This is a genomic window from Cellulomonas sp. ICMP 17802 (assembly GCF_041295535.1).
GTDB lineage: Bacteria > Actinomycetota > Actinomycetes > Actinomycetales > Cellulomonadaceae > Cellulomonas.
Genome location: NZ_JBGFQZ010000003.1, coordinates 90,526 through 110,673, shown reverse-complemented (window position 1 = coordinate 110,673; position 20,148 = coordinate 90,526). Strand labels below are relative to the sequence as shown.

At 73.0% G+C, this 20,148-nt stretch carries 19 protein-coding genes; 10 read left to right on the top strand and 9 right to left on the bottom strand.

What is annotated here, in order from left to right; genetic code table 11:
- The first annotated feature begins 246 nt into the window (after positions 1–246).
- A complete protein-coding gene (locus AB5970_RS05715; RefSeq protein ID WP_370502950.1) occupies positions 247–1,119 on the top strand; it encodes a hypothetical protein in 873 nt (290 codons plus the stop codon).
- 62 nt (positions 1,120–1,181) lie between these two features.
- Positions 1,182–2,105: an aldose 1-epimerase family protein gene (locus AB5970_RS05710; protein ID WP_370502949.1), complete on the top strand. Its 924-nt coding sequence runs from the start codon at positions 1,182–1,184 to the stop codon at positions 2,103–2,105.
- Between the two features lie 16 nt (positions 2,106–2,121).
- Here the strand turns inward: AB5970_RS05710 and AB5970_RS05705 are convergent, their stop codons facing one another.
- From AB5970_RS05705 to AB5970_RS05695, 3 genes are all read right to left on the bottom strand, one after another.
- Positions 2,122–3,051, bottom strand: coding sequence for a M15 family metallopeptidase (locus AB5970_RS05705; protein WP_370502948.1), 930 nt, complete (start codon positions 3,049–3,051; stop codon positions 2,122–2,124).
- 637 nt (positions 3,052–3,688) lie between these two features.
- Positions 3,689–4,732 carry a hemolysin family protein gene (locus AB5970_RS05700; protein ID WP_370502947.1) on the bottom strand — a complete coding sequence of 348 codons (1,044 nt, stop codon included), beginning with the start codon at positions 4,730–4,732 and terminating at the stop codon, positions 3,689–3,691.
- Positions 4,729–6,051: a hemolysin family protein gene (locus AB5970_RS05695; protein ID WP_370502946.1), complete on the bottom strand. Its 1,323-nt coding sequence runs from the start codon at positions 6,049–6,051 to the stop codon at positions 4,729–4,731. Before AB5970_RS05695 ends, AB5970_RS05700 begins: the two co-directional genes overlap by 4 nt.
- A 256-nt stretch (positions 6,052–6,307) precedes the next feature.
- On the opposite strand from AB5970_RS05695, the gene AB5970_RS05690 reads away from it, so the two are divergent.
- From AB5970_RS05690 to AB5970_RS05670, 5 genes are all read left to right on the top strand, one after another.
- Positions 6,308–7,087, top strand: coding sequence for a response regulator transcription factor (locus AB5970_RS05690; RefSeq protein ID WP_370502945.1), 780 nt, complete (start codon positions 6,308–6,310; stop codon positions 7,085–7,087).
- Complete coding sequence (locus AB5970_RS05685; protein WP_370502944.1) at positions 7,084–8,160, top strand: sensor histidine kinase; 1,077 nt, start codon at positions 7,084–7,086, stop codon at positions 8,158–8,160. The genes AB5970_RS05690 and AB5970_RS05685 overlap by 4 nt, the downstream gene beginning before the upstream one ends.
- A 40-nt stretch (positions 8,161–8,200) precedes the next feature.
- A complete protein-coding gene (locus AB5970_RS05680; protein ID WP_370502943.1) occupies positions 8,201–9,112 on the top strand; it encodes an ABC transporter ATP-binding protein in 912 nt (303 codons plus the stop codon).
- On the top strand, positions 9,112–9,930 hold the full coding sequence (locus tag AB5970_RS05675; RefSeq protein WP_370502942.1) for an ABC transporter permease: 819 nt from the start codon (positions 9,112–9,114) through the stop codon (positions 9,928–9,930). Before AB5970_RS05680 ends, AB5970_RS05675 begins: the two co-directional genes overlap by 1 nt.
- A gap of 263 nt (positions 9,931–10,193) precedes the next feature.
- Positions 10,194–13,979 (top strand): multifunctional oxoglutarate decarboxylase/oxoglutarate dehydrogenase thiamine pyrophosphate-binding subunit/dihydrolipoyllysine-residue succinyltransferase subunit, encoded by a 3,786-nt coding sequence (locus AB5970_RS05670; RefSeq protein WP_370502941.1) that lies wholly within the window; start codon positions 10,194–10,196, stop codon positions 13,977–13,979.
- A 52-nt stretch (positions 13,980–14,031) separates the two neighbouring features.
- On the opposite strand, the gene AB5970_RS05665 is transcribed toward AB5970_RS05670, so the two are convergent.
- The gene (locus AB5970_RS05665; protein ID WP_370502940.1) at positions 14,032–14,988 is read right to left on the bottom strand and encodes a GlxA family transcriptional regulator; all 957 of its coding nucleotides are present in this window, start codon (positions 14,986–14,988) and stop codon (positions 14,032–14,034) included.
- 93 nt (positions 14,989–15,081) lie between these two features.
- Between AB5970_RS05665 and AB5970_RS05660 the strand changes: the two genes are divergently transcribed.
- Both AB5970_RS05660 and AB5970_RS05655 read left to right on the top strand, forming a co-directional pair.
- Positions 15,082–15,255, top strand: coding sequence for a hypothetical protein (locus AB5970_RS05660; protein WP_370502939.1), 174 nt, complete (start codon positions 15,082–15,084; stop codon positions 15,253–15,255).
- 375 nt (positions 15,256–15,630) lie between these two features.
- Positions 15,631–16,230, top strand: a complete 600-nt coding sequence (locus AB5970_RS05655) for a GDSL-type esterase/lipase family protein (RefSeq protein WP_370502938.1) — start codon at positions 15,631–15,633, stop codon at positions 16,228–16,230.
- A gap of 20 nt (positions 16,231–16,250) precedes the next feature.
- Here AB5970_RS05655 and AB5970_RS05650 read toward each other — a convergent pair whose 3' ends face one another.
- The 3 genes from AB5970_RS05650 to AB5970_RS05640 all read right to left on the bottom strand — a co-directional run bounded on the left by AB5970_RS05650 (position 16,251) and on the right by AB5970_RS05640 (position 18,893).
- On the bottom strand, positions 16,251–16,862 hold the full coding sequence (locus AB5970_RS05650) for a PadR family transcriptional regulator (protein WP_370502937.1): 612 nt from the start codon (positions 16,860–16,862) through the stop codon (positions 16,251–16,253).
- On the bottom strand, positions 16,862–17,677 hold the full coding sequence (locus tag AB5970_RS05645; protein WP_370502936.1) for a DUF4097 family beta strand repeat-containing protein: 816 nt from the start codon (positions 17,675–17,677) through the stop codon (positions 16,862–16,864). Before AB5970_RS05645 ends, AB5970_RS05650 begins: the two co-directional genes overlap by 1 nt.
- A gap of 127 nt (positions 17,678–17,804) precedes the next feature.
- On the bottom strand, positions 17,805–18,893 hold the full coding sequence (locus tag AB5970_RS05640) for a type IV pilus twitching motility protein PilT (protein ID WP_370502935.1): 1,089 nt from the start codon (positions 18,891–18,893) through the stop codon (positions 17,805–17,807).
- 106 nt (positions 18,894–18,999) lie between these two features.
- Between AB5970_RS05640 and AB5970_RS05635 the strand changes: the two genes are divergently transcribed.
- On the top strand, positions 19,000–19,074 hold the full coding sequence (locus tag AB5970_RS05635) for a 50S ribosomal protein bL37 (protein ID WP_155859599.1): 75 nt from the start codon (positions 19,000–19,002) through the stop codon (positions 19,072–19,074).
- 72 nt (positions 19,075–19,146) lie between these two features.
- Here AB5970_RS05635 and rsrA read toward each other — a convergent pair whose 3' ends face one another.
- Together rsrA and AB5970_RS05625 are read right to left on the bottom strand one after the other, a co-directional pair.
- Entirely contained in the window at positions 19,147–19,425 is a 279-nt protein-coding gene (gene rsrA / locus AB5970_RS05630; protein ID WP_370502934.1) for a mycothiol system anti-sigma-R factor, read from the bottom strand.
- Entirely contained in the window at positions 19,422–20,126 is a 705-nt protein-coding gene (locus AB5970_RS05625; protein WP_432205894.1) for a sigma-70 family RNA polymerase sigma factor, read from the bottom strand. Before AB5970_RS05625 ends, rsrA begins: the two co-directional genes overlap by 4 nt.
- Between the last annotated feature and the right edge of the window lie 22 nt (positions 20,127–20,148).

Genomic DNA, 20,148 nt, shown 5'->3' with positions numbered 1-20,148 from the left:
CAGATGAGACGTGGTTCACCCATCGGAGGGACCCGTCCGGGACCTGGGTCCCACGGTTTCGCGACGCTTGCCTTGGACAATTGGGGTACATCGAGCAGGAAGGAGGCAGAGACGTGAACACGCACCCGCGGTCGATCCGCCGCTACGCCTTCCGGATCGGGTCCACTCGCGGAGCCTGAGAGCTCCCGCGATGCCCGTCCCGCACCGTCACCGGTGCACCCTGACTCCCCCACGAGGAACTTCTCCATGCGCTTCCGCACGCTCGGCGCCGCCCTCCTGACGGCCGCCCTCGTCCTGCTCCCCTCCGCCGCCCACGCTGCCGGCTCCGACGGCCCGACGCCCTACACCGTCACCGCGGACGGCCTCACGCTGCCCGCCGGCACCACCTTCGAGGCCAACGGGCACATCAACTACCGCGTCACCAACCCCGACGGGACCGGCGCGCGGACGTTCAACGTCCACCAGTCCGTGCCCCACAACGGCGTCTGGCCCCAGGCGCGGTACGTCGGGCTGAGCTACTACCCCTGGGCTGCCCACCCGCAGTTCGCCGGGGCGTTCCCCGACGGCTACTGCATCACCTGGGTGCAGGTGAGCCTCTACAACGAGCACTTCGGCGAGGGCGGCCAGGCGCCGGTCTGCAGCATCCCGACCCCGCCGGTGGACCCCGTGGACCCGGGCACCCCGGTGGACCCGACGGACCCGATCGACCCGGTCGACCCCGGCACGCCCGTCGACCCGACCGACCCGGTGGACCCGGTCGACCCGACCGACCCCGGCACCCCGGTCGACCCGACCGACCCGGTGGACCCGACCGACCCCGGCACGCCCGTGGACCCGGTCGACCCCACGGACCCCGGCACCACGGTCGACCCGACGGACCCGGTCACCCCGACCGACCCGGCTCTCCCCACCGACCCCGCCCAGCCGCTGACCCCGGCCGAGCCCGGCTACATCAGCGAGGTCCTCGCGGCCGAGCCGGACGGCACCACGGCCTCGTCGGCCACGCTCGCCTCGACGGGCTTCCCGACGGCCGCTGTCGCGGCGCTGGCCGCCGCGGCGCTCGGTGCCGGGACGACCCTGGTCGTCCTGACCCGGCGCAAGGCGGAGACCGCGAGCTAGCACACGGCCGGACACACGACCCGATGCCACGGGTCGTGTGTCCGGCCCGCTAGCGTGTGAGCGTGTCCACGACGACGATCACCCCTCTGCCCACCGGCCGCCAGCACGTCCTCGAGCTGGGCGGCCAGCGCGCCGTCGTCACGGCCGTGGGCGCCAGCGTGCGCGAGTACACGGTGGACGGCCGCGACGTCGTGCTCCCGTTCGACGAGTCGGAGATCCCGCCGGCGTTCTCGGGGGCGGTCCTCGCCCCGTGGCCCAACCGGCTGCGGGACGGCGTCTACGTGTACGACGGCGAGCAGTACGTGGTCCCCCTCACCGAGCACGCGCCCCGGCTGACGGCGCTGCACGGGCTGGTGGCACAGACGGCGTTCACCACGGTCGACGCCGACAGCACCTCGGTGACGCTCGAGCACGTCGTCGTCCCCACGTGGGGCTACCCGTGGCCGGTCCGGCTGCAGCTGCAGTACACGCTCACCGAGGCGGGCCTGCACGTGCGGGCCGAGGCGACGAACCTCGGAACGTCGACCGCGCCGTACGGCATCGGGTTCCACCCGTGGCTGTCCCCCGGCGACGCGTCGGTCGACGACTGCACCCTGCAGGTGGACGCGGAGCGGCACGTGACCGTCGACGACCGGCTCCTGCCCACGGGGTCGGAGCGCGTGGCGGACGGCTTCGACCTACGGTCGGCGCGGCGGCTCGAGGGCCTGGACCTGGACGACGCCTGGGTCCAGCCGATCCGGGACGCCGACGGGCTGTCCTGGATCCGGCTGGGCTGCCCGGACGGCCGCACGGTCGCCATGTGGGCCGACGACGCGACGAAGGCGTGGCAGGTCTGCACCGGCGACACCGTCGCGCACATCTCGCGCCGGGGCGTGGCCGCCGAGCCGATGACGTGCATCGCGGACGCGTTCCGCACCGGGAGCGACCTGGTGCACCTGGCGCCGGGGGCGAGCCACACGATCACGTGGGGACTCGCGCTGCTCTGACGCTCAGCGGCGGCCGTCAGCCGTCGTAGTACTCGCCGTCGGCCTGGACGCCCTTGGTGTACTCCCAGTGCCACTTCTCGTGCGGGCCGCTGCCGCCCGGCTGCGCCCACGCGGGGTTCTCCCAGCCGTACGTCGCGCCGTTCTCGGTGATCCAGCGCCACTTCACGCCGGACGTCTGGTCCTGGCACAGGTCGACGGCGAGGCCCCAGCCGTGGTTGCTCTTGCCCGGGGCGGCAGCCAGGCCGCCCTTCTGCGCCTTGACGGCGCGCTGCTGCGCGAGCGTCCGGTAGCCGGAGCTGAGGCACAGGTCGCCGCCGAACCGCGCGGCGAAGGCCTGGTTGAACTCGGCGAGCGAGACGGCCGCGTCGGCGCGCAGCTGCGTGTGGTTGTCCCAGAGGGTGCACAGGTCTGAGACCTTGAGCAGGCCGTTCTGGCCAGCCGGACGGACCGAGCCGTCGCACCCGGGGAGCAGCGACCGCTCCTCGGTGCGGCTGGACGCCGACAGGCTCCGCGCCTGCATGGCGCCGTCGGCCGACACCAGCGACGAGGGCGGCAGGGCCGACAGCGGCGAACCGGCCAGCGCCGAGACCGTCGTCGGCAGGGTGGAGTCCGCGAGGGCGTCGGACCCGAAGGCGACCGGGCCGGGAATGACGCCCTGGCTCACCGGGATGACGACCGTGATGCCCGCGAGGACGCCGAGCACCCCGAGCCGTGCGGCCGTCCGGGAGGGGCGGCGCGCGCGGCGGGTGACGGCGCCGTGCTCGACGGCGGCCAGCTCCGGGGGGACGTCCGCCGGGACGGTACGTGCGACCGGCGAGGCGACGGCGGGAAGAGTTGCCGGCAGCGTGGGGAGCAGCACCGGAGCCGTCGGCGGGGCGACCGGCACGACGGGGCGGGCGACCGGGGAGGCGACCGCGGGAAGAGTCGCCGGCAGCGTGGGGAGCACCGGAGCCGTCGGCGGGGCGACAGGCTCGACGGGGCGGGCGACCGGGGTCGAGGCCCACGAGACGCGCGGCTGTGGCGACGGCTGGGCCGCAAGGGGCTGCGAAGCGGCCGGCTGCGGAGCGGTCGCCCAGCTGCGAGGCTCGGCCGGCGCCGGACGCGGCGCAGCAAGAGACGGCGCCGGACGCGGCGCAGCGAGAGGCTCGGTCGGCGCCGGACCCGGCGCGGCGAGCGGCGCGGTCGCCGGTGCGTGGTGCGCCCAGGACGGCACGTGGTGCACGGCCGTCGGGGAGTCGGGGTCGGGTCGCGGGGCCGTCGCGGGGACGGGGGCCGACGTGGGCCCGGCAGCAGAACGCCGCTCGGCCTCACGGAGGCTGCGGCGCGTCGGGAGGCCCGTCACGGGCTCCTCGCTGTGCGACCCCACGACACCTCCTGTCCGTTCACGCGTCTGATCGACCGGCAGATCGGCCTCGGATGCACGCCGCGCGCGACCCGGCAACTGCGGTCACGAAACCATAACGGGTGACGGTCGCGCTTCCAACCCCCTGGACAGCCGTCCAGAGAACGGATCGGACATACCGGGCGACACGCGCGGCGACACGCCGGTCCCCCGCACGCGATCCGCACAAGTGGCCTACCGGTCAGGACATCTGCCCGCGCTGCATCGCGTCACGCACCTCGCCGACGAGCTCCTCGAGGATGTCCTCCAGGAACACGACGCCGACCGTGCCGTCCCCCGCGTCGACCCGCGCCAGGTGCGAGCCCGACCGCTGCATCGCCGCGAGCGCGTCCTCCACCTCGTCCTGCGGCCCGACGACGGCCAGGTTTCGCACCCGCCACGCGGGGACCGCCACGGACCGGTTGCCCTCGTCGGCGTACAGCACGTCCTTGAGATGCAGGTAGCCGGTGAGCACGCCCGTGTCGTCGAGCACGGGGAACCGGCTGAAGCCCGTCCGGGCGACCAGCCGCTCGACGTCCTCCGGCGTGCTGCCCGGGCTCACGCTCACCAGCTGGTCGGTGCCGATCATCACGTCGGCCGCGGTCCGGTCGGAGAACTCGATGGCGCCGGCCAGCAGCCCCTGCTCGTCCTCGAGGAGCCCTTCCGCCTGCGACCGCTCGACGATGGACTGCACCTCCTGCGCGGTGAACGCCGACGAGACCTCGTCCTTGGGCTCGACGCCGAACAGGCGCAGCGCGTGGTTGGCCAGCCAGTTGAGCCCGGTGATCACCGGGCGGACGGCGCGGGCGATCCACACCAGCGGCGGGCCGAACATCAGCACCGCGCGGTCGGGGCCGGCCACGGCCAGGTTCTTGGGCACCATCTCGCCGAGCACCACGTGCAGGTAGACCACGATGGCGAGCGCGACGACGAACGAGATCGGGTGCGTGAGGTCCTCGCTGACGCCGAGGGCGGCGAGCGGGTCGGCGATCAGGTGCGCGATCGCGGGCTCGGCCACGACGCCGAGGCTGGTCGAGCACACGGTGATGCCCAGCTGGGCGCACGCGAGCATGAGCGAGACGTGCTCCATGGCCCACAGCACGGTGATGGCGCGGCGGTCGCCGGCCGCCGCGAGCGGCTCGATCGCGCTGCGGCGCGAGGAGATGATCGCGAACTCGGCGCCGACGAAGAACGCGTTGGCGGCGAGCAGCAGGATCCCGAGCAGGAGGGCGAGGGACGAGCTCATGACTCGACCTCCTCACCGTCGTCGTCGACCGCGCACACGCGCACCCGCTCGACCCGCCGGCCGGCCATCGCCTCGACCTGGAGGCGGACGCCGTCCACGACGATCTCGTCGCCGTCGGTCGGGATGCGGCCGAGGACGAACATGAGCAGGCCGCCCAGGGTCTCGTAGGGGCCGTCGGCCGGGACGTGCAGCCCCGTGACCTCGGCCAGCTCGTCCGGCCGCAGCACGCCCGGCAGCAGCCAGGAGCCGTCGGCGGACCGGGCGGTCGAGGCGCGGCGGCGGTCGTGCTCGTCGGCCACGTCCCCCACCAGCTCCTCGACGACGTCCTCGAGCGTGACCACGCCCGAGGTGCCGCCGTACTCGTCGACGACGACCGCCATCTGCAGGCCCTGCTCGCGCAGCTCGACCAGCAGCGGGCCCAGGTGCACGGTCTCGGGCACGCGCGGCGCGTCGACCATGAGCGCGGCCGCCGGCACCTCGGCCCGCCGCTCGTACGGCACGGCGATCGCGCGGCGCAGGTGGACCAGCCCGACGATGTCGTCGCTGGAGTCGCCGATCACCGGGAAGCGGGAGTGGCCCGTGCGGCGGGAGAGCTCGATGACGCCCGCCGCCGACTCCTCGCGCCGGACCACGACGAGCCGCAGCCGGTCGGTCATCACGTCGACCGCCGTGAGCTCGGTGAACTCGATCGAGTTGGTGAGCAGCGTGGCCGTGGACTCGTCGAGCGTCCCGACCTCGGCGGAGCGGCGCACCAGCGCGGCGAGCTCCTGCGGCGACCGGCCGCCCGAGAGCTCCTCGCGCGGCTCGACCCCGACGGCCCGCAGCAGCGCGTTGGCGCTGCCGTTGAACGCGACGATGAGCGGCCGCAGCGCGCTGGTGAACCCGCGCTGGAGCGGGGCGACCATCCGGGCGGTAGGCAGGGGGCGGCTGATCGCGAGGTTCTTCGGGATCAGCTCACCGACCACCATCGAGAAGCCGTTGACGAGGACGATCGCCAGCACCGCGGCGACGACACCGCCGACCGCGCGCCCGAGCACCGAGTCCTGCAGCGGCAGCCGCAGCAGGTGCGCGACCGCCGGCTGCGTGGTGTACCCGAGCAGGACCGTGGTCAGGGTGATGCCCAGCTGGGCCCCGGAGAGCTCGGTGGACAGCCGGCGCAGCGCCTTGAGCACGGACTGGCTGCGCCGGTCGTCGGGCGCGGCCTGGCCCTCGACGAGCCCGGGGTCCAGCGTGACCAGCGAGAACTCGCTGGCGACGAACACGGCGGTGCCGAGCGTCAGCAGGACGCCCAGCCCGACGAGCAGCCACTCGGTCAGCACGCGGCACCGCCGCGCGCACGACGAACGCCGACCCGGAGGCCGGCGCTCGTGGGCATCCCAAGCACGGGAGAGAAGAGGAAGAGGTGGCCGGCATGGTCTCCCCCGGGCTCATCGGCCCGGGAGTGACGCCGGCAGCGACTTGAGCTGCTCATGGTGGGCTCGATCATACGGGCGCACGGGCGACGACACCTGGTGCGGAGACAGATCTGCCGACGAACGCCGCGTCATTGTCGATGGCCTGTGCCACGCTGACGCCATGGCGAACGTGAGCGGAGGGCCGACGACGGCGCCCGGCGGTGCAGCCGGCACGACGGTCCTGGTGGTGGAGGACGAACCGGCGATCGCGCAGGCGATCGTGCACCGGCTCTCGGCGGAGGGCTGGACGGTCGAGGCGGCCGCCGACGGGCTGGCCGGCGTGAGCGCGGCGTCGCGGCTGCGCCCGGACGTGGTGGTCCTCGACGTCATGCTGCCCGGCATCGACGGGCTCGAGGTCTGCCGCCGCATCCAGGCCGAGCGTCCCGTGCCGGTGCTCATGCTCACGGCCCGCGACGACGAGACGGACATGCTCATCGGCCTCGGCGTGGGCGCCGACGACTACATGACGAAGCCGTTCTCCATGCGCGAGCTCGTCGCGCGCACCAAGGCCCTGCTGCGCCGCACCGAGCGGGCCACGCGAGCCGCCGAGATGGCCGCCGCCGACCAGCCGGACCCGCCGCTGGTCCTGGGCGACGTCACGGTCGACCGGGCCCAGCGGCGCGTGCTGCGCGGCGACACCGAGGTGCACCTGACCCCCACCGAGTTCGACCTGCTGCTCGCGCTCGCGGCGACGCCCCGCACGGTGCTCACGCGCGAGCGCCTGCTGGCGGAGGTCTGGGACTGGGTCGACGCGAGCGGCACCCGCACGGTCGACTCCCACATCAAGGCGCTGCGCCGCAAGCTGGGCGCCGACCTCATCCGCACGGTGCACGGCGTCGGCTACGCGTTCGAGCCGAACGACGGCACGGGCGACGGGGCGAGTGGCCCCGAGGACGCGTGAACGCACCCCGGCACGTCCGTGGCGAGTTCGCACGCTCGCGGATCCCGGACGTCCGGCCGCTCGACCGCTTCCGCTCGATCAAGATCAAGCTCGGCGTGCTCGTGGCCGCGACGGTCACCGCGGCGTCGTTCATCACGTGGCTGGGCCTGTACAACCACCTCGGCCCCACCCGCACGCTGCCGATCGCGATCCTCGGCTCGCTCGTGGTCACGCAGCTGCTGGCCCGCGGCATGACGTCGCCGCTGCGGGAGATGACCTTCGCCGCGCGGCGCATGGCGAGCGGCGACTACAGCCGCCGGGTGCGGGCCACCAGCCTCGACGAGGTGGGCCAGCTGGCCGACGCCTTCAACACGATGGCCGACGACCTCGAGCAGGCCGACACCTTCCGGCGCGAGCTCGTCGCCAACGTCTCGCACGAGCTGCGCACCCCCGTGACGGCGCTGCAGGCGCAGCTGGAGAACATCGTCGACGGCGTGACCGAGGCGGACCCGGCCACCATGCAGGCGGCGCTGGCGCAGACCGAGCGGCTCGGGCGACTGGTCACCTACCTGCTCGACCTGTCCCGCCTCGAGGCCGGCGACGTGCCCCTCCAGCTGGCCGACGTCCGGCTGCAGGACTTCCTCGAGGAGGCCGCCGAGGGCGGGATGCTCGTCGGGTCGACCAAGCGCCTGCGGTTCCCCGTGGTGGTCGAGCCCCCGGACCTCACCGTGCCCGCGGACCCCGACCGGCTGCACCAGGTCGTCGCCAACCTGGTGCACAACGCGGTGCGGCACTCCCCCGACGACGACGAGGTGCGGCTGGAGGCCTCGCGCGTGGGCTCGGACGTCCGCATCGACGTGGTCGACCACGGTCCCGGCATCGCCCGCGACGACCGCGCGCACGTGTTCGAGCGGTTCGTCCGCGGCAACACCCCTGCGCTCACGGGGCAGGTCTCGACGGGCGGCACCGGGCTGGGGCTGGCGATCGTGCGCTGGGCGGTCGAGCTGCACGGGGGCCGGATCGAGGTGGCCGACACCGACGTGGGCTGCACGATGCGCGTGACCCTGCCGGCGGGCAGCGCGCGCCCGGCGTGAGCTACTTGTTCTACTCGGGGTAGAACACTACGGTCGAGGCATGACGACCGACGGCACGATCCTCGTCGAGCACCTCTCCAAGTCGTTCGGGTCGGTCCGCGCCGTGGACGACCTGTCGTTCCAGGTCACCCCGGGTCGCGTCACCGGGTTCCTCGGGCCCAACGGCGCCGGCAAGACGACCACGCTGCGCATGCTGCTCGGTCTGGTCCGCCCGACGTCGGGTGCCGCGACCATCGGCGGCCGGACGTACGCGCAGATCAGCCGCCCGCTGCGCACGGTCGGCGCCGCGCTCGAGGCCGCGAGCTTCCACCCGGGCCGTACCGCGCTGGACCACCTGCGGCTCTACACCCCGCAGGTCGGCGTCCCCGACGAGCGCGCCGGCCAGGTGCTCGAGCTGGTCGGCCTGTCGGCCGCGGCGGACCGGCGGGTGGGCGGGTTCTCGCTCGGCATGCGGCAGCGGCTCGCGCTGGCCACCACGCTGCTCGGCGACCCGCGGGTGCTCCTGCTGGACGAGCCCGCCAACGGCCTCGACCCGGAGGGCATCCGGTGGCTGCGCGGCTTCCTGCGCGCGCTGGCCGCCGAGGGTCGCACGGTCCTGGTCTCCAGCCACGTGCTGTCGGAGGTCGAGCAGACGGTCGACGACGTGGTGATCATCGCGCGCGGGCGGCTGGCGCACGCGTCGTCGCTGGCCGAGCTGGCCGGCATGGCCCGGGTGCGCGTGCGGGTGGTCTCCCCCGACGCCGCCGGGCTCGCCGCGCTGATCGAGCGCTCGGGCTGGACCCGCACGCCGGCCGGCGACCCGCGCGTGGCGGACGTGCTCGACGTCGACGCGGCCACGGTCGGCGCCGCGGCGTTCGCCGCGGGTCTCGAGCTGCACGAGCTGGCCGGCCAGGACCCGGGCCTCGAGGGCCTGTTCCTCCAGCTCGTCGGCCAGGTCGAGGCGGCGGCCTGATGCGCGCCGCGCTGGTCACCGAGTACCGCAAGCTCGTCACCACCCGCCTCTGGTGGATCCTGCTGCTCGCCATGGTGGTCTACATGGCGTTCCTGTCCGGCGTGCTCGGCTGGGGCATCTCGCAGGCCGGCGGCCTGTCGGGCTCGGACGTCGGCGGGGGCACCGGCACGGTAGACACCGCCCCGGACGCCGTGGTGCGCGCGGTCTACACGATCGCCGTGACGTTCGGGTACGTCTTCCCGTTGATCGTCGGCGCGCTCGCCGTGGCCGCGGAGTTCCGCCACCAGACGATCACGCCGACCCTGCTGGCCGAGCCCCGCCGGACCGTCCTGGTGGGAGCCAAGGTCATCTCGGCCGCGGCGCTCGGCCTCGTGTACGGCATCGTCGGCACCCTGGCCGCCGTCGGCGCCGGGGCGGCCGTGCTCACGCTGCTGGACAAGCCGACGTTCCTCGACTCCGCCTCGACCTGGCGGACCATCGCGCTGTCGGCCCTCGCGCTCGCGCTCTGGGCCGTGGTCGGCGTGGGCCTGGGCTCGGTGCTCACCAACCAGGTCGCGGTCATCGTGGTGGTCCTCGCGTTCACCCAGTTCGTCGAGCCCGTGCTGCGGTTCGTGCTCTCCCTGACCAGCTGGGGGCACGGCGTGGCGGCCTACCTGCCCGGCGCCGCGGGCGAGGCCGTCTCGGGCGGCAGCTTCTACTCGGAGTCCGGCGTCGGCGACCTGCTCGAGTGGTGGCAGGGCGCCCTCGTCCTGCTCGCGTACGGGCTCGGGCTGGCCGCGATCGGGCGCGTGACCACCTTCCGGCGCGACATCACGTGACCTCGCACGCCGGGTCCGGACCGCCTGCAGAACCATGACCTGGCAGGGCTGCCGACAACCCCACCTTGAGGCGCGCTGAACGGGCTCGTTGCCCTGCGTTGACCCGGGTGTGCCGACCAGGTGAAGACCTCTGCGGATCCGTCCCGCAGGGGCCTCCCGAGGCAGGTCGAAAGGCCCAGAGGCCGTAGTGTTGTCATCAACAGAACGCACCTGAACCAGCAGAGACGCGGTTGCGAGCCGCGGCGGAAGTGGGCGATCCCAGCGTGACCCAGAAGGCGGATCCTGACTCGACGCGTGCCGATTTCGGCGCCAACGAGTGGCTCGTGGACGAGTTGTACGAGCAGTACCTCCAGGACAAGAACGCCGTCGACCCGGCCTGGTGGGACTTCTTCGAGGGCTACAAGCCCGACGAGGTCCCGACCAACGGCTCGGTGCCGGCACCTGCAGCGACCAACGGCGTCCCGGCGACGAAGCCGACGCCGGTCGTCCAGGCCCCGGCACCCGCCGCCGTCCCGACGCCGGTCGCTCCTCCCGCGGCCCCGGCCGCGCTCCCCCCGGTGCACGTCGCGCCGTTCGTCGAGCCGCCCGCGGTGACCTCCCCGATCGCGACGGCCCAGCCCGCGACGGCCCCCTACGCGCAGGTGGCGCAGCGCGCGTCGCAGGCCGACGAGGCCGAGGCCGCCGACGACATCCAGAAGCTGCGTGGCCCCGCCGCGCGCGTCGTGACCAACATGGAGGCCTCGCTCGAGGTCCCCACGGCCACCTCGGTGCGCGCCGTCCCGGCCAAGCTCATGGTCGACAACCGCATCGTCATCAACAACCACCTGGCGCGCGGGCGTGGCGGCAAGATCTCGTTCACGCACCTCATCGGCTTCGCGATGGTCGAGGCGCTGGCCGAGATGCCGGCCATGAACACCTCGTACATCCTCGCCGACGACAAGCCGAGCGTGCTGACGCCGGCGCACGTCAACGTCGGCATCGCGATCGACCTGGCCAAGCCGGACGGCACCCGCCAGCTGCTCGTCCCGTCGATCAAGAAGTCCGAGACCCTCGACTTCGCCGGCTTCTGGAGCGCCTACGAGGACGTCGTCCGCCGGGCGCGCGCCAACAAGCTCACGGTCGAGGACTTCGCGGGCACCACGATCTCGCTGACCAACCCTGGCACCATCGGCACGGTCCACTCGGTCCCCCGCCTGATGCAGGGGCAGGGCACGATCGTCGGCGTCGGCGCCATGGACTACCCCGCCGAGTTCGCGGGCACGTCCGAGGACGCGCTGAACAAGATGGGCGTCTCGAAGGTGCTGACGCTCACCTCGACGTACGACCACCGGATCATCCAGGGCGCGCAGTCGGGCGACTTCCTGCGGATCATCGGCCGCAAGCTGCTGGGCGAGGACGGGTTCTACGACCGCGTGTTCGCCGCGCTGCGAGTGCCGTACGAGCCGGTCCGCTGGGTGCGCGAGGCCGCGGACCCCGACGCCGAGGCCATCAAGCCGGCGCGGATCGCGGAGCTCATCCACTCGTACCGCTCGCGCGGCCACCTCATGGCCGACACGGACCCGCTGGCCTACCGCCAGCGCAAGCACCCGGACCTGGACGTGCAGACGCACGGCCTGACCCTCTGGGACCTCGACCGCACGTTCCCCACGGGCGGCTTCGGCGGCAAGCCCCGCGCCAAGCTGCGCGAGGTGCTCGGCCTGCTGCGCGACTCGTACTGCCGCACGGTCGGCAGCGAGTACATGCACCTGCAGGACCCGCGCCAGCGCAAGTGGCTGCAGGAGCGGCTCGAGTCGGGCTACGCCCGCACGCCGCGCGAGGACCAGCTGCGGATCCTGCGGCGCCTCAACGCGGCGGAGGCCTTCGAGACCTTCCTGCAGACCAAGTACGTCGGCCAGAAGCGGTTCTCGCTCGAGGGCGGCGAGTCCGTCATCGCGCTGCTCGACGCGATCCTGTCCAAGGCCGCCAACAACGGTCTCGACGAGGTCGGCATCGGCATGGCCCACCGCGGCCGCCTGAACATCCTGGCCAACATCGCCGGCAAGTCCTACGCGCAGATCTTCAGCGAGTTCGAGGGCAACCAGGACCCCAAGTCGGTCCAGGGCTCGGGCGACGTGAAGTACCACCTCGGCACCGAGGGCACGTTCACCGCCGAGTCCGGCGCGACGACCGCGGTGTACCTGGCGGCCAACCCGTCGCACCTCGAGGCCGTGGACCCCGTGCTCGAGGGCATCGTCCGCGCCAAGCAGGACCGCATCGACCTGGGCGGCGACGGCTTCTCCGTGCTGCCGATCCTCATCCACGGCGACGCGGCCTTCGCGGGCCAGGGCGTCGTGTTCGAGACGCTCAACCTGGCGCAGCTGCGCGGGTACCGCACCGGCGGCACCATCCACGTGATCATCAACAACCAGGTCGGGTTCACCACCGGTCCGTCGTCGTCGCGCTCGTCGCAGTACGCGACCGACGTGGCCAAGGGCCTGCAGGTGCCGATCTTCCACGTCAACGGGGACGACCCCGAGGCGTGCGTCCGGGTGGCCGAGCTCGCGTTCGAGTACCGCGAGCAGTTCGACCGTGACGTCATCATCGACATGGTCTGCTACCGCCGCCGCGGCCACAACGAGGGCGACGACCCCTCGATGACGCAGCCGCTGATGTACAACCTCATCGAGGCCAAGCGCTCGGTCCGCAAGCTCTACACCGAGACCCTGGTGGCGCGCGGCGACCTCACGATCGCCGACGCCGAGCAGGCGTTGCAGGACTACCAGTCGCAGCTCGAGCGGGTGTTCGCGGAGACGCGGGAGGACGGCTACGCGCCGGCTCCCCCCGAGGCCGAGGCCGTCAAGGGCCTGGAGCGGCCGGAGTCGCAGCTCGAGGACGCGGGCGTCATGGTCGGCTGGAAGACCGCCGTCGACGCCGGCACGCTCGAGCGGATCGGCCGCGCGCACGTGCGGCCGCCCGAGGGCTTCACGGTGCACCCCAAGCTGGCGCAGCTGCTGGCCAAGCGCGAGGCGATGACCCGCGAGGGCGGCATCGACTGGGGCTACGGCGAGCTGCTGGCGTTCGGCTCGCTGCTGGTCGAGGGCACCCCCGTCCGGCTGGCCGGGCAGGACTCGCGCCGCGGCACCTTCGTGCAGCGCCACGCGGTCATGCACGACCGGGAGACCGGCGCCGAGTGGACCCCGCTGCTGTACCTGTCGGCCGACCAGGCGAAGTTCTGGGTCTACGACTCGTCGCTCTCGGAGTATGCGGCCCTCGGGTTCGAGTACGGCTACTCCGTCGAGCGCCCGGACGCCCTGGTGCTCTGGGAGGCGCAGTTCGGCGACTTCGTCAACGGCGCGCAGACGATCATCGACGAGTTCATCTCGTCCGCCGAGCAGAAGTGGGCGCAGCGGTCCTCCGTCGTGCTCCTGCTCCCGCACGGGTACGAGGGCCAGGGGCCCGACCACTCGTCGGCCCGCATCGAGCGGTTCCTGCAGCTCGCGGCCGAGGACAACATGACGATCGCGCAGCCGTCGACGCCCGCGTCGCACTTCCACCTGCTGCGTCGCCAGGCCTACGCCCGGCCGCGCCGCCCGCTGGTGGTGTTCACCCCGAAGTCGATGCTGCGCCTCAAGGCGGCGTCGTCCGACGTGGCGGACTTCACCACGGGCACGTTCCGCCCGGTGATCGGCGACGAGCTCGCCGCCGCCAAGGCCGGCCAGGTCACGCGCGTGCTGCTCTGCTCGGGCAAGGTCTACTGGGACCTGCTCGCGCACCGCGTCAAGACGGGCGACGAGCACACGGCGATCGTGCGGCTCGAGCAGCTCTACCCGCTCGACGCCGAGGCGGTCCGCGCCGCCGTGGCCCCGTTCGACGGTGCCGAGCTGGTGTGGGTGCAGGATGAGCCGCGCAACCAGGGCCCGTGGACGTTCCTGTCCATGCACCTGCCGCAGCTGCTCGGTCGCACGCTCCGGGTGGTCTCGCGCAAGGAGTCGGCGTCGCCGGCCGCCGGGTCCGCCAAGAAGCACCAGGCGCAGCAGGCCACGCTCGTCGAGACCGCGTTCGCGCGCTGACCGACGGCTGACCGAGGCCCGCATCCCCCACGGGGTGCGGGCCTCGCCCGTGTCACCCGACCGCGACCGGGGCGAACGTCCGGCGGTACTGCTGGGGGCTGGTGCCCAGGGTCCGCGCGAAGTGGTGGCGCAGCACCGCCGCGGTGCCGAAGCCGCACAGGCGCGCGATCTCCTCGATGCTCGCGTCCGACCGCTCGAGCATCTCCTGCGCCCGGACCACGCGCTGCCGGGTGACCCACGCGGCGGGCGTGGTGCCCGTCTCGGCGCGGAACCGGCGGGCGAAGGTCCGCTCCGAGACGAATGCCCGAGCCGCCAGGTCGGGCACGTTGAGGTCCTCCTCGAGGTTCTCGACCATCCAGGCCAGCAGCGGGGCGAGCGTGTCCGCGTCGCACGGCAGGGGGGTGTCGACGTACTGCGCCTGGCCGCCGTCGCGGTGCGGCGGCACCACCATCCGGCGCGCGACCGCCGAGGCCGCCGCGGCGCCCAGCTCGCGGCGGACCAGGTGCAGGCACGCGTCGATGCCCGCGGCGGTGCCGGCGCTGGTGATCACGTGGTCGTCGTCGACGTAGAGCACCGCGGGGTTGAGCCGCGCGGCCGGGAACTGCCGCGCCATCTCGTCGGTGTACATCCAGTGCGTGGTGCACTCCCGGCCGTCGAGCAGCCCCGCCTGCCCGAGGGCGAACGAGCCGCTGCAGATGCTGAGCACCCAGGCGCCGCGCGCGTGCGCGTCCCGCAGCGCGTCGAGCACCACCTCGGGCACGTCCCCCGTGTCGCCGTACGCGGGCACGATGACCAGGTCGACGTCCTTGGTGGCCTCCAGGCCGTGCTCGACGATGATCGAGTAGCCGGCGCCCTTGGTCGGGACCACACCCGGCTCGATGCCGCACAGCGTGAAGTCGAACGACGGTCCGCCGGTGTCCCGGCGGTCGATGCCGAAGACCTCGCAGGCGACCCCGAGCTCGAAGGGCGCGACGTTCGGCAGGGCGATGGCGGCGACGGAACGGAGCATGCAGCCAGCATCGGCACGGACTGGCGGAATGTCAACGGTCATCGTCAGTTCTGCCACTCGTGGCGCGTTGTGCTCGGGCGGAGACTTTCTGCCATGACCACCTTCTGGATCGTCCTCGCACTCGCCGCCGCGGCCTGGCTGGTCGCCCGACTGGTCGTCACGCTGCGCCGCGACGGCCTCGGCAGCTCGCAGCCGCCCGCCTCCCACGCCGACTGGTCGGACGTCACGTCCGACCTGCCGAGCCACCCGTTCCGCACCGCCGGCTGACCGCCCGCCTACCGGGGAGTCGTCGGCGCTGTCGTCGGCCAGCACCCGTCGCTGCAGGGATGGATGCACGATCCGCGGCCCAGCCACGGCGTGTCGCGCATCCATCCCTGCAGCCACCACCCTGCAGCCACCGCCGCATCGGTTCGCCGGCGGGAAGCCTCGCGGCGGGTCCGACCGAGACGCGCGTCGCGGCGGGACCGACCGCGCCACGCCGCGCGACGGGTCCGACCGTGTCACGCGCTCACGATGGACCCCCCGGGCACGCCTCGCGACAGGCCCGCCGATGAACCGGCCCCCGTCGCCCCGCCCTGAGAGACTGTGCCGACGACGGCCGACGGCCGTCGCAGCACGGTCCGACGGCGAAGGGTGAGGCACGTGGGTGAGCTGCCGCTGAGGCTGGCGGTGGTCGGCGACGAGCTGGTGGCCGGCGCGGGCGACCCCAAGGGGCTGGGCTGGGTGGGCCGCGTCACGGCGCGCACGCAGACGCCCGAGCCGCTGACCGTGATGACGCTCGCGGTGCCGGGTGAGACCAGCACGGGGCTGGGCAGCCGGTGGGACGACGAGGTCTCGCGCCGCTGGTCGCCCGAGGCCGACAACCGCCTGGTGGTCGCGCTGGGCCGGGCCGACGTCGCCGCGGGCCTGTCGCTCGCGCGCAGCCGGCTCAACCTGGCCAACATCCTCGACGTCGCCGAGCAGCGCCGGATCCCCGCGTTCGTCGTCGGCCCCCCGCCGGGCGGCACGGCCGAGGCCGAGAAGCTGGCGGACCTGTCAGCCGCGTTCGCGGACGTGGCCACCCGGCGCCGGGTGCCGTTCGTCGACACCTACACGCCCCTGGCCGCCCACGACCAGTGGCTGGGCGACCTCGCCGCCGGCGACGGGGTCCTGCCAGGCCAGGCCGGGTACGGCCTGATGGCGTGGCTGGTGCTGCACACCGGCTGGCACACCTGGCTCGGGCTGCCCGACGACGCCGCCTGACAGCCACCGGCTCCACAGGGTCATCGCAGGGTTCCCCGCACCGCCGTCAACGCCGAGTCCAGCACGGTCCGCAGCGTGTCGAGCGTGAGCTGCTCGACGCTGCCGCGCGCGTCCGCCTTGCGCAGGTCGGCACGGATCTCGTCGCGGAACCGGTGGATCATCGCCTCGGCGTCCTGGTACCGGACGTGCGACGCCAGCCGCGGGTCGTCCGTGGCGCCCGGCGCGTGCGGCACCGCGGCGGCGCGCGCCTGCTGGGCGGCGGCGGCCAGGTCGGCGCGCAGCCCGCGCATCGAGCCGCGGACGTCGTCGCGGACCTGCGCGGCACGCTCGCGCACGGACTCGGCGATGCCCTCCTCGAGGTGCGCGAGGTCGCCCCGGCGCGCCTCGAGCTCGGCGTACCCGGCCTCGGTGAGCGCGTAGGTGCTCTTGCGCTCCTCGTCCACCCGCATGACCAGGCCCTCCTCCTCGAGGCGGGCCAGGCGCGGGTAGACCGTGCCGGGGCTGGGGCGGTAGGTGCCGCCGAAGCGGTCCGAGAGCGCGGTGATCAGCTCGTAGCCGTGCTTCGGCCCGCTCTCGAGCAGCGACAGCAGGTAGAGGCGCAGCTGGCCGTGCGCGAAGACGGGGGCCATCATCACGCGACCCCGGTCCCCGCGCCGCGCAGCACGGTGAGGTGCCCGGACACGGTGCTGGCGGACACGAAGCAGGCGCCGTCGCCCGTGCGCAGGTCGACCTTGCGGTGCCCCGGCGAGCTGCCCTTGTACTCCTCGCCGTCGACCACGAGGCGGCCCGAGACGGACTGGCCCTTGACCTGCACGCCCTTGCCGGCGGGCAGCCGCACGGTCACGTCGCCGGAGACGGTCGTCGCGGTCACGCTCGAGGTCCCGGACGTCACGTCGAGGGTCAGCGAGCCCGAGACCGAGTTGGCCTGCACCAGGCTCAGCTCCCCCGACGCCGCCAGCTCGCCCGAGACCGAGTTGAGCTTGAGGTCGCCGCGGTGGTCGCGCACCACGATCTCGCCCGAGACCGTGTTGGCGCCCAGCCGCCCGACCGTGCCGTCGGTGATGAGCGTGCCGGACACCGTGGACACGGACGCGTCCTCCTGGATGCCGGCCAGCAGCCCGTCGGCCGTCACGGTGCCCACCTTGGCGTGCACGTCGCGCGGCACGGCGATGTGCACGTCGGCGCGGTCCTTGCCGCGGAAGTTGCGGAACCGCTCGAGGAACCCGTCCCAGCCGCCCAGGGTGAACTGGTAGCCCACCCGCAGCTCGCCGTCGGACAGGCTCACCTCGAGGGGTCGGCCGTCGACGTCGTGCACCTCGATGCGGGCGCCCGGACCGTCGTGCGCGACGACGTCGACCCGACCGGCGACGAGCTGGACGCGCAGGCTGGTGATCGCCTCGATCTCGATGATCTGCGGGCCGGCGACGACCCAGGACTCGCTTGCCATGATGCTCTCCATTCGCGATATATCTCGTTCGAGAGACACGTTATATCGCGTTACGCGGAGTGGCAACCCCCGGACGCGCGACGAGCCCGTGACCTCGAGAGGTCACGGGCTCGTCGCGCGGAGGGTCCTAGGAGACCAGGCCGGCCTGGCGCAGCTCGACCGTCAGGTCGTGCGGGCTGGTCGACGCCGAGAGGGCCTCGTCGTACGTGATGACGTCGTCGCGGACCAGCTGGAACAGGTGCTGGTCGAACGTCTGCATCTTGTAGAAGTCGCCCTCCTTGATCAGGTCGATCAGGGGCGGGGCGTCCTCCGGCTCGAGGATCGCGTCGCGCGTGCGGCCGGTGTTGACCATGACCTCGATGGCGGGCCGGCGGCCGGTGCCGTTGGCCAGGCGCACGAGGCGCTGCGAGACGATGCCGCGCAGGGCCTGGGCCAGCGCGATGCGGACCTGCTTCTGCTCGTGCGGCGGGAAGAAGTCGATGATGCGGTTGATCGTCTCTGCCGCGTCGATGGTGTGCAGCGTCGAGAGGACCAGGTGGCCGGTCTCGGCGGCGGACAGCGCCGCGCGGACCGTCTCGACGTCACGCATCTCGCCGACCAGGATCACGTCCGGGTCCTGGCGCATCGCGGCACGGAGGGCCACGGTGAAGTCGGCCGTGTCCTGGCGCACCTCGCGCTGGGAGACGATCGACTTCTTGTCCTGGTGCAGGATCTCGATCGGGTCCTCGATGGTGACGATGTTGACCTCGCGCAGCGTGTTGATGAGGTCGACCATCGACGCGAGCGTCGTCGTCTTGCCCGAGCCGGTCGGGCCCGTGACCAGCACGAGACCGCGGGGCTCGAGGGCGAGCTCGCCGACGACCTCGGGCAGCGACAGCTCGGCCAGCGCCTGGGCACCGACGGCGACCCGCCGGAAGACCATGCCGTACGTGCCGCGCGCCTGGTAGGCGTTGACGCGGAACCGGCCGACGCCGGACACCGAGTAGGCGAAGTCCGCCTCGTGGTGCTCACGGAAGGTGTCCACCAGGTCGTCGGGCAGGACCTCCTCGAGCATGCGCTCGGTGTCCGCCGGCTTGAGGTCGGGCACCTGCAGCTTGCGCAGCCGACCGTCGACGCGCACACGCGGCGCGGACCCGACCTTGCAGTGCAGGTCGGAGCCGCCCGTGCTCGCGAGGGCGTGCAGGAACGGGATCACGGACTGTGTCGGCTGGCTCACGCTCTGGATATCGGCCGCACGGCCGCCGCACTTGAGGGTGTGCAAGATGTGGGACCATGGAGCGAGTCCGGCGTGCAGCACGGCCGCCGTCAACCGAGGAGAACCCATGAGCAAGCGAGGCCGCAAGCGCCGCTCCCGCAAGGGCAGCGCAGCGAACCACGGCAACCGTCCCAACGCCTGAGCGTCGGCAGACAGGTAGTCAGAAGGCCCGGGCAGCATCGCTGCACCGGGCCTTCGTCTGTCTGGGGGGCTCTCAGTCGAGCGTGACCCGCATGACCGTCAGCTGCTCGTGGATGCGCACGCGCAGGCTGTCCGGCGCCGCCTCCTGGCAGCCGCGCTTGACCAGCGTCTTCACGACGAGGTCGACGTCGTACTCCTCGAGGCAGCCCTGGCACTCCGCCAGATGGGTCCGGACCGTCTCGGCGTCGGGCGCCCCGAGCTCGGCGTCCAGGTACTCCCAGAGCCGGTCCAGCGCATCGGCGCAGTTGTTGCCGCAGGTGCCGGTCGACGTCGGCAGGCCACTGTCACTCATCGTTCGCCCTCCGGTGCGGTCGGGGCCACCGCGACCAGACCACGCCCCCGCGCGTAGTCCGAGAGCATCTCGCGCAGCTGCGCGCGCCCGCGGTGCAACCGGGACATCACCGTCCCGATCGGTGTCCCCATGATCTCGGCGATCTCCTTGTACGCGAAGCCCTCGACGTCGGCGAGGTACACCGCGATCCGGAACTCCTCCGGCAGACGCTGGAGGGCGTCCTTGATGTCGGAGTCCGGCAGGTGGTCGAGCGCCTCGGCCTCGGCAGACCGCAGACCCCTCGACGTGTGCGACTCGGCGCGGGCCAGCTGCCAGTCCTCGATCTCCTCGGAGCGGGACTGCTGGGGCTCGCGCTGCTTCTTGCGGTACGAGTTGATGTACGTGTTGGTGAGGATGCGGTACAGCCACGCCTTGAGGTTGGTACCCGGGCGGTACTGGTGGAACGCGGCGAACGCCTTGGCGAACGTCTCCTGCACCAGGTCCTCGGCGTCGGCCGGGTTGCGCGTCATCCGCAGGGCAGCGCCGTACAGCTGGTCCAGGTAGACCAGCGCCTCGGCCTCGAACCGCTCGGTGCGTGCCGCGTCGCCCTCGGACTCCGGGGCGCGGTGGGTGTCCTCGCTCATCGCGGTGAAGCCTAGCCCCGCGGGCTGAGAGACACCGGCCGAGGTGGGCGACGCCACATCCACCCGCACGGCCTGCATCTGCGGGGACCGCTGGGTCGGA